The 13202-nt window shown below is 70.1% G+C and carries 8 protein-coding genes; 5 read left to right on the forward strand and 3 right to left on the reverse strand.

The window, feature by feature from the left end:
* Positions 1 to 6: 6 nt before the first annotated feature.
* From IGS68_RS04500 to IGS68_RS04515, 4 genes are all read left to right on the forward strand, one after another.
* Positions 7 to 2724 (forward strand): HEAT repeat domain-containing protein, encoded by a 2718-nt coding sequence (locus IGS68_RS04500; protein ID WP_201077663.1) that lies wholly within the window; start codon positions 7 to 9, stop codon positions 2722 to 2724.
* Positions 2715 to 4685, forward strand: coding sequence for a CHASE4 domain-containing protein (locus tag IGS68_RS04505; protein WP_201077665.1), 1971 nt, complete (start codon positions 2715 to 2717; stop codon positions 4683 to 4685). The genes IGS68_RS04500 and IGS68_RS04505 overlap by 10 nt, the downstream gene beginning before the upstream one ends.
* Entirely contained in the window at positions 4682 to 5224 is a 543-nt protein-coding gene (locus IGS68_RS04510) for a response regulator (RefSeq protein ID WP_201077666.1), read from the forward strand. Before IGS68_RS04505 ends, IGS68_RS04510 begins: the two co-directional genes overlap by 4 nt.
* Before the next feature lie 115 nt (positions 5225 to 5339).
* Positions 5340 to 5945: an SH3 domain-containing protein gene (locus IGS68_RS04515; protein ID WP_201077668.1), complete on the forward strand. Its 606-nt coding sequence runs from the start codon at positions 5340 to 5342 to the stop codon at positions 5943 to 5945.
* On the opposite strand, the gene IGS68_RS04520 is transcribed toward IGS68_RS04515, so the two are convergent.
* Together IGS68_RS04520 and mdoH are read right to left on the reverse strand one after the other, a co-directional pair.
* Positions 5926 to 7941, reverse strand: coding sequence for a sensor histidine kinase (locus tag IGS68_RS04520; RefSeq protein ID WP_206379349.1), 2016 nt, complete (start codon positions 7939 to 7941; stop codon positions 5926 to 5928). The two genes, IGS68_RS04515 and IGS68_RS04520, sit on opposite strands and share 20 nt — an antisense overlap.
* An 838-nt stretch (positions 7942 to 8779) precedes the next feature.
* The gene (gene mdoH / locus IGS68_RS04525; RefSeq protein ID WP_201077672.1) at positions 8780 to 10696 is read right to left on the reverse strand and encodes a glucans biosynthesis glucosyltransferase MdoH; all 1917 of its coding nucleotides are present in this window, start codon (positions 10694 to 10696) and stop codon (positions 8780 to 8782) included.
* Positions 10697 to 10769: 73 nt separating this feature from the next.
* Between mdoH and IGS68_RS04530 the strand changes: the two genes are divergently transcribed.
* Positions 10770 to 12350 (forward strand): OpgD/OpgG family glucan biosynthesis protein, encoded by a 1581-nt coding sequence (locus IGS68_RS04530; RefSeq protein ID WP_201077674.1) that lies wholly within the window; start codon positions 10770 to 10772, stop codon positions 12348 to 12350.
* Here IGS68_RS04530 and IGS68_RS04535 read toward each other — a convergent pair.
* Positions 12340 to 13005 (reverse strand): uracil-DNA glycosylase, encoded by a 666-nt coding sequence (locus IGS68_RS04535; protein ID WP_201077676.1) that lies wholly within the window; start codon positions 13003 to 13005, stop codon positions 12340 to 12342. The genes IGS68_RS04530 and IGS68_RS04535 overlap by 11 nt on opposite strands.
* Positions 13006 to 13202 lie beyond the last annotated feature (197 nt).

Raw genomic sequence — 13202 nt, forward strand, 5'->3', positions numbered from 1 at the left:
ACGGGAATGTCCAAGCCGCCGACGCCGGTGTCGTCCCTCCTGAGGCGGTACATCGGCGTTCCTGCCAGCGTCGTCGAACTGGCCGTCCTGGGGGCCCTGGCGTCCGGCGGCATCCTGGTCCTGACCACCAGCAGCGCCGCGCTCTTCCTGACCAAGGAGGGCAGCGACGCCATGCCGGTCTTCTACATCCTGCTCGCCGTGGTCTCGATCCCGCTCGCCTCGACCGTCTCGGCGGTGCTGTCGCGCTGGCTGACGCTCCAGGTTTCCGCCGCGCTGTGCCTTGCCTCCGCCCTCACGGGCGTGGCGCTCTGGGCGACGGTCGCGGCGGAGGTCCCGGGCGCCACCCATGCCGCCTACATCGCGGCCTACAGCCTGGAGATCCTCTACGACACGCTGTTCTGGCTGCTCGCGTCGGAGTACCTGACGACGCTCGACATGAAGCGGCACGCGGCGCAGCTTGCCATGGCCTTCGGCGCCGGCGGCGTCGGCGGCGGGCTGATCGCCTCGGCGCTGTCCCAGTTCGTCGCGACCCAGACGCTGCTGCTGGTGTCGGCGGTCCTGTTCGGGCTGGCCCTCCTGCAATGCCTGCGCATCGGGCGGCGGCTCGAACGGCTGGGCGACGGGGAGGATGACGAGGACGAGGGCGGGATGCTGGACGCCCTGCGGTCCCTGGCCGGCACGGTCGTCAGCTTCCCGCTGATCCCCGCGATCGCCGTCGGCATCCTGCTGATGTCGACCTTGTTCTGCCTCCAGGACTACCTGGCGATGGTGGTCTACGCCGAAGCCTACCAGGACGAGGACGCCCTGGCCGGTTTCCTGGCCCTGGTCTATTCCGCGCAGCAGGCGGCGGAGCTGATCATCCTGGCGCTGTTCGGGCGGCTCGTCCTGGAGAGGGGAAGCCCGCTGCTGCGCAACCTGATTTTCCCGGCGACCACCCTGCTGAGCCTGGCGGGTCTCTTCCTGGCCTGGGGCCTGCCCGCCGCCGTCGTCATGCACATGAACGCCAATGCGATGTCGAACGCGATCTTCGAGCCGGTCAAGACGCTGAACTATGCCGCGATTCCCTATCGGGTGCTGGGGCAGGTCCGCATCCTGGTGGAGGGGGCCGTCTATCCCGCCGGCATCGCGCTGTCCGGCATCGGCCTGCTGTGGCTGCAGGGCTGGGCGGACCCGCGCACCATCCTGCTGGCGACCATCGTCATCGCGGTGGTGTTCGCCGGCGTCTGCGCCTCCATCGGCCTGGGTTTCCTGCCCAGCCTGCTGAAGAGCCTGCGCCGGCGTGCGGCCGGCCCGCTCGACTCCAGGCGGCGCGCGGGGATGCACCGCTTCTCCCGGTCCGACATCCTGGCGCTGCATGCCCATCCCGATCCCCAGGTTCGGCGCCACGCCGAGGAACTGGCCAGGAAGTTCGCTCCCGACCTGGTTCTCGGCGGCGGGGCCGGGCGGCCCGCCCAGGCGCCGGCGTCGTGGGGCGCCGTCGTCGCGATAGACTCCCTGCGCAACATCCAGGGGCTGGCGCGCATGCTGGAACAGGGATCGGCCGAGGCCCGGCAGAACGCGGCGGAGGCGCTGGGCCGGTGCGGCGACGCCGCCATCCCGGAAATCCTGCCGCGGCTGGTCTCCCGCCGTCCCGAAGTCGCCAACGCCGCCGTGCTGGCGCTGGGCGCCATCGGGACGCGCCGCGCCCGGCGCATCCTGCGGGACCACCTGGCGCCGCTCTACCGGCAGGCCCACCACAATCTCCATGGTCTGGCCGCGGTGGCCGGGCTGTTCGACCCGTCCCAATCGATGGTCGACGTGATGGCCGCCGCCATCCGCGCGAGCAACCGGCGCATCATCTGGCGGGTCCTGATGGTCAAGGCGGCGCTGGGCAACAAGCGGGACATCAGGCTGCTCTACAGCCTGGCCCATTCCTCGGACGCCCGGGTCCGGGCGGATGCCATCGAGGCGCTTTCCAGCCTGCCGACCGGCCGGTTCATCCGCCCGGTGCTGGCCCTGCTGGAGGCGGGAGCGGACGATGCGCCACTCGCCTCGGGCGCCCCGCAGGCGGCGCGGTCGCCGACCCAGGCGGTCGGCGCCGTGATGAAGGCGGCGTCGGCCGACCGCTGGACCCGCCTGCTGGCCGCCCGCCTGCTCGACGAGGCCGCGGTTCCCGATGCCGGAGAAAACGCCATGCTCGACCTGATCCTGTTCCTCAAGACGCTTCCCCTGTTCCAGGCGCTGACCCTGGAGGAGGTGGGCTTCCTGGCGGAGCGGGCGGAAACCGAGACCCCCTCCGCGGGGACCTCCCTGTTCGAGGCCGGCGAGCCGATCCGCCATCTCTCGGTGATCCGCGCCGGCACCGCCGAACTGCGGATCGACGGGGTGCCGGTGGACCGCATCGGCGCCGGAGCCGCGTTCGGCGAGACCGCCTTCCTGGAGGGCGCAAGCCACCCCTTGAGCGGCGTCGCCGCGACGGACATGGTCGTGCTGCGGTTCCACCGCGCGCTGATCGCCGACTTGGTCGCCGAACACCCCATGGCGCTGCCGCCGCTCCTTGCCGACTGGCAGCGCCGGCTCGCCCGCCTCTACGGGCGGCTGGCCGAGCAGGCCGCGCCCGCCCCGGCCCGGAACGGCGCCAAGCTCCAGCTGATCCACAGGACCGATATCCAAGCCGCCGCTACCGCTACCGCCACCGATGTCCATGCCGCCGCCAGGCAGGGGAGCCCCGACGAATGCGCCTGATCCACCGTGTCATCCTTATCCTGTCGGCAGCGGCGCTCGCGATGCTGGTGGGCAACGCCCTGATCGTCCACCTGATCGTGGGCAAGGAGTTCAGGTCGATCGAAAGCTCCCTGGCGGAGCGCAATGCCGACCGCGCGGTCGACGCCGTTTCGGACAACCTGGCCCACCTGCGCGGCTCTGCCCTGGACTGGGCCACCTGGGACGGCAGCTACAGGTTCATGCAGGGAGAGAATGTCCGGGACTTCGTCGAGCAGAACCTGGTGCCGCAGAGCTTCCAGGGCATCAGCGTCAACCTGATGTATTTCGTCAGGTTCGACGGCACGGTGGTCTGGGCCGATATCCGGGACCTGGCGACGGGCGAGACGGTGGACCTGCCGGAACTGTCCAAGGAGTCGCTGACGCCGGCCCAGCTCGCCCTGTTCTCCACCGACGGGGACGGGACGGCCGCCACCCCATCCGGCATCCTGATGACCTCCCGGGGACCCATGCTGGTCGTCAGCGCGCCGATCCTGCGGGCCGACGGCACGGGACCGGCGGCCGGCTTCCTGCTGCTGGGGCGCTTCCTGGATGCCGGCCTGGTGGACCGGCTCGGCCGGCAGGTCCATGCCCGCTTCACCCTGGACCCGATCGGCGCCGTCGGCGGCAAGGCTTCCGGCGATGCCCCGGCCGGCCCGGCAGCGGCGGTCCAGGGACCGACCGGGGAGCTGGAGCGGGGCCGGAGGGTGGAGGTGCCGCGGGACCGGGAGGTGACGGTCGGAAAGGATCACCTGACGGTCCGCACGATCCTCAACGACATCGCGGGCAAGCCCGCCCTGGTCCTGGAAACCAGTTACGCCCGCACCATCAGCGATGCCGGCAGCAGCATGGTCGATTACGTCATCGCGCTGATGGCGGCCGTGCTGGCGCTCGCCGGCCTGGCGATCCTGCTGATGCTGAACCGGACGGTCGTCAAGCCGGTCGCCCGCCTGATGCGGCGCGTCCTGGAGGCGCGCGGCTGCACCGCCCCGGAGTCCGCCAAGCTCGCCGCCGCCGGGAGAACGCCAGACGAGATCGTGATCCTGGAGAACGAGTTCGAGCGCACGATCCAGCAGCTCGACGAGACCCAGAAGCGGCTGGTCGAGCAGAGCTTCTATACCGGCATGGCGGAACTCGTCGGCGGCATGACCCACAATGTCCGCAACGCGCTGACCCCGATCTCGATCAAGCTGTGGCATATCGGGCGGGCGCTCGACATGGCGCATCTCGACAGGATGGAGGCCGCCGTCGGGCGCGTCGCGGCGGCGACCGCCGACCGGCAGGACTGCGCGCTCGCGGTGACGTACCTGAAGGCCTGCATGGAGCATCTGCGCACCAGCCACTCGACGATCGAGACCGACATCGGCGTGATCGGAGACCAGGCGACCCAGATCGAGCAGATCTTCTACGACCATGAGCGTTTCAGCCGGGCAAAACGCCAGGTTGAGACAATCGACATCTCCCGTGTGGTCGACGAGGCCTCGAAACTGTTGCAGAATGGCGAGAAGATCAGGATCGCGGTGGCACCCGACGTGGCGAAACTGCCGGCGGTTCGCGGCCATCACGTCGTCCTGACCCAGGTGTTCGGCAACCTGATCGTGAATGCCGAGGAGTCGATCCTGGCGTCCGGCCACGGCACGGGGACGATCTCGATCGATGGCGAACTGGTGAGGCGCGACGGCGTGGACATGGTGGAACTGCACGTTTCCGACGATGGGCAAGGTATTCCGGAGGACAAGCTGGACCGGATCTTCGAGCGCGGCTACAGCACCCGCCGGGTTCACAGCGGCGGCATCGGGCTGCACTGGTGCGCGAACAGCCTGGCGGGAATGGGCGGGGGTATCTGGGCGGTCAGCGAAGGCGTCGGCCGAGGCGCGCGGATGGTGGTCCGGCTCCCGGCCAGGAAGAAGGTCTTCAGTTTCGACAGCCTGAAAGAGACCGCATGAGCCCGACCGAGCCCTTTCGCGTCCTGGTGGCTGATGACGAGCCCATGCTGCTCGACAGCTACCGCTATGTCATCGACGACCTGGCGCCGAGGCGCGACCGCATCACCGAACTCGGGGACCAGCTTTTCGGCCGGTCGGAAGACCCCGCGAACCTGGAGGTGGAGCTGGTCTGCGTGCGCCAGGGCGAGCCGGCGGTCGCCCAGGTCATGGAGGGGCTGCGGACCGGCCGGCCGTTCGGCGCGGCGTTCCTGGACGTCCGGATGCCGCCCGGCATATCCGGGCTGGAGGCGGCCAAGCGCATCCGGGAACTGGACGGCCTGATCAGCATCGTGATCGTCAGCGGCTTCACCGGGGTGGACGCGCGCGAGATCACCCGCGACATCCCGCCGGCCGACCGCCTGTTCTTCCTGGCCAAGCCGTTCCAAGCCCGCGAACTCCAGCAATATGTCCTGTCCTTCTCCGCCCGGCACGAGAGCGACCGGAAGATCCGGGAGGCGGAGGCCACGCGAAGCCGGAACCTGCACCAGTATTGCGGCTGAGGGTCCGGCGGAGCGGACACCCGGCCGGCCCGGACTCCTAGTTAACCGCTCGGAAATGCATTCCCGCTAGGCTGCGGCGGAAAGCCGCTCAGTCCTGCCAAGGGTTTACAGTTCCATGCGCCGTCCCGCCGCCGCCGTCCTTCTGCTCGCCCTAGGCGCCTGCCAGGCCGTTCCGCCCAGGCCGGAGGCGACGGTCGCCGCCCCTCCGGCTCCCGTCGCGGCACCCCGGTTCGAGGCCGTCCCCGGGAAATGGGTCGCGGCCAAGGCGGCCAACCTGCGCGTGGGACCCGGCACGGATTTCCCGATCATCGGCGGCGTGCGGCCGGGCGACCCGCTCGACGTGCTGGGCCGGGCGCCCGGGACCGAATGGCTGGCGGTGCGTCAGGGGAGTTCGCAGGCCTTCATCCATACGCGGCTGACCCACCAGACCGACGAGCCCCCGCCGGTGACCCAGCGGGTCGTCGTCGCGACGCCGGCCCCGATCCGTCAAGCCGCCCCGGCCGCGCCCGCGGCGGCCGCCGTCCCCGCGACGTCCGGCACGCCGGCGACCGCGACGTCCGGCACGCCGGCGACCGCTCCGGCCGGCACGCCGTCAGCCGCTCCGGTCGCCGCGCCCGTCGCCCTGGCGGGATCGCAGGCGCGGACCGGGACGGCGTCGAGGGGCGTCGGCGGATGGGTGGCGACCGGCGATCCCGTGCCGCTCAGGCCGATCGCCCGCTGACCGAGCGAAGCGCCGCCCGCCGCTTCGGCGCGGGCAGAGTGACGGTCACCGTCGTGCCGCGTCCCGGCTCGCTGGCCAGGGCGAGTTCGCCGCCGTGCAGTTCCGCCAGCATCTTGGCCAGCGGCAAGCCGAGCCCGGTGCCCTGGTGCCGCCGCGACATCGAGTCGTCCAGCTGGCGGAAAGGTTCGAGGGCGATCCGGATATCCTCCGGCCGCATGCCGACCCCGGTGTCGCGCACGCTGATCTCCAGCCCTCCCTCCGCCGGCAGGCGGACGGCGACATCGACGCGGCCCCCGGTCGGGGTGAACTTCACGGCGTTGGACAGCAGGTTCAGGATGATCTGGCGCAGCCGCACCTTGTCGGCGGTGATCTCGACGGGATGCGGGGGCAGGCTGGTTTCCAGCGCCACGCGGCCCTGGTCCGCCTCGCTCGCCATCAGGCCGGCGCAGGACCTCACCAGGGCGGAGACATCGACGGGTTCCGGGTGCAGCTCCATGCGCCCGGCCTCGACCTTCGACAGGTCGAGCACGTCGCCGATCACCTCCAGCAGGTGCGAGCCGGAGGTATTGATGGCGGCGGCGTATTCCTTCTGCTTGGGCGTCAGCGGCCCGAAGAACTCGCGCAGCAGCATGTCGGAGAAGCCGATGATCGCGTTCAGCGGCGTCCGCAGCTCGTGGCTCATGTTCGCCAGGAAGTGGCTCTTGACCCGGCTCGCCGCCTCCGCCTCCGCGCAGGCGTCGAGCGCCCGCTGTTCCGCGAGGCGCCGCGCGGTCACGTCGGTGTGGGTTCCGACCATGCGGCGCGCGGCGCCCGCCGCGTTGCGCGTCACCACCCGGCCGCGCGCCAGGATCCAGTGCCAGCTGCCGTCCTTCGCCCGCATCCGGTGCTCGACCTCGTAGGTCGCGCTGCGGCCCTGGCGGCAGTCGGCCAGGGCCCGCATCACCTCGGGCAGGTCGTCGGGATGGACCAGGCTCTCCCACGCGCCCGTCCTGGGCTCGATCTCGTCCGGCCGATAGCCCAGCATCGTCGCCCAGCGGGCGCTGAAATGGGCATCGCCGGTCTCGATGTTCCAGTCCCATAGCCCGTCGCGCGCCGCATCCAACGCCAGCGCCAGCCGCTCCTCGCTGGAGGCCAGGTGTTCGGCGAACTGCCGGACCCGCGACAGGACGAGGGCGAGCAGCAGCCCCATGATCAGGCCGACCGCCAGGAGAGGCGGGAGGAACCAGTTCAGGAAGTCGCGCCCCGGCGTGGGCGGTTTCCAACTCAGCGTCGCCAGCGTGTCGCCCAGGGGCGACCGCAGCGGCGCCGTCAGCGAGCCCGCTTTCTCCGCTTCGGGCGACAGGATCGCGAATTCCTGGACATGGGCGGTCTGGCCGATATGGTCGAGGAACTTGTCGTCCATCCGCCGCAGGATGACCAGCGTGCCGAGCGGCGGCGGTTCGGCGAAGTCCGTGCTGTCTATTTCCGGCGTGAAGCGCGAGACCGCCGCGACATGGAGGGAGCCGCCGAGATCGACGACTCCCGTCGCCACGACGGGTTCCGTCGGCCCGGACGCCATGGCCTGACGGTTCATCAGGCGGAGGTCCGGATCGGCGCCGATCTCCGGGCTGCCCTCCGTCCCGCCTTCGAAACGGTCGTCGGTACGGCCGTAGATCTGCGCGCCGCCCTCGTTGAACACGAAGACCGCGGCCGCTCCGTGCTGGTCGATCAGGTAGCCGCCGAAGTCGCTGTCGGCGTAGTCGGCGTCGAATTCGACGAAGAGGCGGGTGATCGGCTCGTCCCACCAGGTATAGTCCTTGGCCAGCACGGCGAGCGCGGTCTTCTCCTCGGTCAGTGCATGCTCGACCATCCGCCCGGAGTCGACCGCAGCCTTCTTGTCCTGCCAGGATGCCGAGATGCTCGCCAAGCCGAAGATGGTCGCGGCGCCCACGGCGAACATGAAGACGACAGGAATTACCAGACGCCGAACGAGCGGTGAGCCCGGAAGCATTACCATCCAGCTTCCTCCAGAGAGCACTATCGCCTCTTCTTCGACATTATTAAGGCCTTGCCGCCCTGATCAACAGTCTAAAGGTTCTCCTGCATCTGAGAAAGGTGATAGCCGGGGCGCCGGTGCAATCAATACGTGGTACAGACAGGTCGTTCCTGAAGTTGCCTTTCCGGCAAGGATGACGTTTACGTTTGCGTCAACCGAGTCATAGGCTTTGCTCCCCAGGATCGGTTCGACCCTCTGTTGGCTCGGCACAGTGATTATGATCGGTTTGCCGTAGGTCGGCCTCGGCCGAAGGCCGACGCCGATATCGTGGCCGGAGCGTTGACGCAGGGTGTCGGCGTTCGCCCTGACGGGCGAAGGCCGACCTACGCCACTCCGCTCCGCAGAACTCATCAAAATCACTGTGCAGCACCACTAGTGCGGTTTCCGATCAGGTCGATCCGCCCCAGGGAAGCCGAACCGATGCGTTGCGCCATGGGCGCAACCTACGATCGGCGGTCCGCATCACCTCCGCCCTGCATACAGACGTAGGTTGCGCCCATGGCGCAACACGGTGCGGCGACTGGGACGGCCGGCTGCGAGGACCGGAGCGGTTCAACCTGATCGGGGACCGCTCTAGTTCGCCGACCTTCGTCGGGGGCGTGGTCTTCCGCGAGGCGCATGGCCCTCAGCCATCCTCCTTCATCACCTGCGCATGGGCGAGCACCGCCACCAGCCCCACTCCGCCGACGACGTTGCCCAGCAGCGTCGGCAGCAGGACCCAGCCGTAACGGATCGGAGCGGTATTCGACGGCCTGGATGCCCGAGGACCGTCACCCGGGGATCGCCGGCGGCGCCGGCGTCAGTCCGCGTCGGCGGTCTCCCCGGCGAGGGCCGGCCGGTAGAGGGACTGCGGCACCATGGGGATCGGCGAGCGCAGGGGCAGGGCCGGACGTGCGCCGGCTCCGGCCATGCCGTCGCCCGGGACCGGGGCGCGCGCCCGCGACGCCAGTTCGGCCAGTTCGGGCTCGGGGGCGACTTCCGCCGGGATCAGGAACAGGCCGAGGCGGCGGGCGGCGAGGCCGGCGCCCCGGCGGCTCGACCAGCTCGTCAGGATCGGGCTGAGCACCAGGCCGGCGACGATCGGCGACATCCACCAGAACAGCACGGGGCCGACCAGCAACGCCGCGGAAGCCAGGACGAGGCCCAGGATCACATGCCCGGCGTGGCGCTGGAACGCCTCGCCCAGCCCGACGCTCCGGTCGCCGCGCGGCTGGGCGTCCCAGGCGACGATGCGCCCGGCCAGGGTCGAGGCGACGAAGCGCGTGTAATAGGCCATGTGGACCGGCGCCTGAAGCGTCGAGAATACCTGTTCCAGGAGTGCGCTGGCCAGCAGGCGCGGGGCGCCGCCGAAGCCGGCCCTCGCCCGCGGGTCGGCCAGGACGGCCGCCAGGCTCAGCAGCTTGGGCAGGAACAGCAGCGCCAGGGTCAGGGCGAACATGGCCGCCGCCGCCGCACCGGGATTGAACAGGCCGGAGGTCAGCAGGCCGTAGCCGCCGCGCTCCTCGCCCAGGATCAGCTGCCCGGCCGACAGCACCAGGAAGGCGAACCAGACCGGGGCCGAGACGTAGCACATGATCCCCGTCAGGAGATGCAGCCGGCCGGGCCAGCGGACGCCGTGGGCGGGCAGGAACCGCATGTGCTGGAGGTTGCCCTGCGCCCAGCGCCGGTCGCGGCCGGCATAGTCGATGGTGTTGGCGGGGATCTCCTCCCAGGTGCCGCCGAGCCGGGGAAGCACCCAGGTTTCCCACGGGCCGCGCCGCATCAGGCAGGCCTCGACCACGTCGTGGCACAGGATCTCGCCACCCAGGGGGGCCTTGCCGGGCAGCACCGGCAGGTCGCAATGATCCATGAAGGCCCGGACCCGGACGATGGCGTTGTGGCCCCAGTAGTTGGCGTCCTCCTGCTGCCAGAAATTCAGCCCCAGGACCGACAGGGGCGTGTAGAGGTTGGCCGCGAACTGGTGGATGCGGGCGAACAGCGTTTCCCGGTTGACCGGATGGGACACGGTCTGGATCAGGCCGATGCGCGGATTGTCCTCCATCAGCCGGATCATGCGGCGGATCGTGTCGCCGCCCATCAGGCTGTCGGCGTCCAGAACCACCATGAAGTCGTACCTGTGGCCCCAGTTGACGCAGAAGTCGGCGAGGTTGCCGGCCTTCCTGCCGCCGTTGTCCTGGCGGCGGCGGTAGAAGACCGCCGGCAGACCCGGTTTCCCGGCAAACTCCGCCAGAAGGGCGTCATAGGCGCGCTCCTCGGCGCGCCAGATCGCCTCGTCCCGGGTGTCGCTCAGCACGAACAGGTCGATCCGCTCGACCGCGCCGGTCCGTTCCAGCGAGCGGGCCATGACGGCGACGGCGGCGAACACCGCCGGGACGTCCTCGTTGTAGACGGGGAGCACCACCGCGGTCCTGCCCTTGGGCGGTACCGCCGGGTCGATCCCGGCGGCGGCCCGCTCCAGCGGCGGGAAGGCCCGCCGGCCCAGGCAATGCAGGACGAAGCCCAGCACCACCTGCCACCCGTTCAGCGCCAGCCAGCCCAGGTTGAGCGTGAACAGGATCACCAGCAGCCAGTCCAGGCCGGTCCGGGGTCCGCCCATGGCCTCGGCCGCCAGCACCGCCGAAAGCAGGGTCAGGAAAAGCGCCGGGCCCAGGAACAAAGCCCTGCGCACGGCAAGGGGCAGGCGCGCGGAAGTCTCGGCCGAAGGAACGAGCGTCATGGAACAGGTGGCCTTCCGGGAAGTTATTGCTGGGCACGGTGCCCCTGAAAGGGGCCGGGGACAGGACTTATCGATGAACCGCCGCGCCGACGATTTTATTCTGCGGAAACGGTTGTTTTCACGCCGGTCGCTTCTGCTGGGGGCCGCGAGTTCGGGAGGCGCCCTGCTCCTGGGCGGTGCCGGGACCGGCCGGGAGCGGGGAACCGCGAAGGCGGACGGGGGCTTCGGGTTCGATCAGGTCAGGCTCAGGGCGGCGGCGCTGGCGTCCCGGCCCTACGTGCCGCCGGACGAGACGATGCCGGCGGTGCTGCGCGACATGTCCTACGACGAGTACCGCGCGATCCGCTTCCGGCCGTCCGAAGCCCTGTGGGCCGATCGGGACGGTTTCAAGGCGCAGTTCTTCCATCGGGGGTTCCTTTATCGGCGGCAGGTCCGCGTCAGCGTCGTCGAGGACGGCGTCGCGACGCCGGTGGCCTACCGTCCGGACATGTTCGACCTGGGCGGCCTCGACGTCCCCGACGTGCCGGATCTGGGATTCGCCGGATTGCGGCTGCACCATCCCGCCGGCGGCGGCTCCACCGGCGACGAGTTCGCGGTGTTCCTCGGCGCGTCCTATTTCCGGCTGATCGCCCGGGGCCAGGAATACGGGCTGTCCGGCCGGGGCGTCGCGGTCAATACCGGCGGCTCCGAGCCGGAGGAGTTTCCCGACTTCACGGAGTTCTGGATCGAGCGCCCCGGGGCTGGAGCGGAGGAGATCGCCGTGCTGGCGCTGCTCGACGGGCCGAGCATGGCCGGCGCCTTCCGGTTCCGGCTGCGGCCCGGCGATACCACCGCGGCCCGGATCGACGCTTCCCTGGTGCTGCGCCGGCCGGTCGGGCAGCTCGGCCTGGCGCCGCTGACCAGCATGTTCCTCCACGGCGAGCACGGCCCGGCCGGCTTCGACGATTTCCGGCCGGAGATGCACGACAGCGACGGGCTGCTGATGCGGGACGGCGCGGGGGAGTGGAGCTGGCGCCCGCTGGCCAACGGCCGCCCGGCGCCGCTCGCCACCGGCTATCCCATGGCCGGCCCCGGCGGCTTCGGCCTGATGCAGCGGGACCGCGACTTCGCCAGCTATCTGGACGTCCAGGCCATGCACGAGCGCCGGCCCAGTTTCTGGGTCGAGCCGCGGGGCGACTGGGGGCGGGGCGTCCTCGAGCTCTACGAGTTCCCGTCCCTGGAGGAATACAACGACAACATCGTGGCCTCCTGGGTGCCCGGACGGGCTCCGGAACCGGGCCGGCCGCTGGATTTCGGGTATGACCTGACCGTGATAGACGGCGGAACCGGCCTGCACCCCCTGGGCCGGGTGACGGGCACGCGGATCGGTTCGGCCGAGCGGCTGCGGCCGACCGTGCCGCCCTCGCCGGAGCGCCGATTCTTCGTGGTGGATTTCGAGGGGGACGGGCTGCCCGGTCACGGTGCCGACCTCGCCGCCGACGTCACCGCTTCCGCCGGCGCGGTCGTCGAGCCGGTGGTCGAACATGTCCCGCAGACCGGCGGCTGGCGCCTGTATTTCGAGTATCGGCCGGGGGGAGGCGGGCCGGCCGAGCTGGCGGCGCGGCTGATGCGGGGCGATCGGGTCATGACGGAGACATGGCGCTTTACCTGGTGACGTCCAGTCTCCGGGCGGCCAGCCGCTCCGCCGCCGTCTCCAGGCAGGCGGCGATCCGGCGCGCCACGTCGGGGCTTGTGCAGACATAGGTCGGGCTGGGATGCGGCATGGCGAGGCACGGGATGTCCCGGGCCTCCAGCAGATCGCGCGCGGCCTCCGCCTTCCGCCCGGCGGTGACGGCCAGTTCCAGGTTCGGCAGAAGATCCAGGAATTCGGGCAGATGGAGCAGTCCCTCGGCGACCTGCGCCCGGGTCGGGTTGCGGTTGGGCGTTCCGGGAACCTGGATCAGCCACGGCACGATGTTCCAGATCACCGTGTCTCCACGGGCGATGCCGGCCCGGTCCAGGAACCGGTACAGGTTCGCCGCCGTCCCCGTGGGGTTGTCGCGCGACACGAAGCCGGTGGTCAGCATCCTGGGACCCGGCGTTTCCAGCAGGATCAGCAGCCGCGCCGTCACGCCGCCGTCGAGCGGATCGGCCAGGGGGACCGGGCTGCCCATGCGGGTGGCGAGATCCCGCGCGTAACGGGTCAGCGAGCGTACATGGTCGCCTTCCACCAACGTCCGGCGCCACGCCAGTTCGCCCGGATCGCGCAGCGCCTTGGGATGTGAAACCTGTGGAAGGACCCGATGAGTGTCCGCGCTCTGGTCAGTCAATTTAGGATTTGATTTAATTGTTCATGTGTATTGTGCAGTAGCTGCAAGAATTTGAGCCTCATTCCCCAAAAGGAAACATAGTATCCGGATGTAAATTTGGGTAGCCCGGATGAGCAAAACTTCTCGCCGATTGGCGAATGTCCTGTTTGGATCCGCCAACCATCCTCCGTTGCCACTGATGCGAGCTCAACGTCGAC

This window comes from Skermanella sp. TT6 (assembly GCF_016653635.2).
In the GTDB taxonomy this organism is placed as follows: Bacteria; Pseudomonadota; Alphaproteobacteria; order Azospirillales; family Azospirillaceae; genus Skermanella; species Skermanella cutis.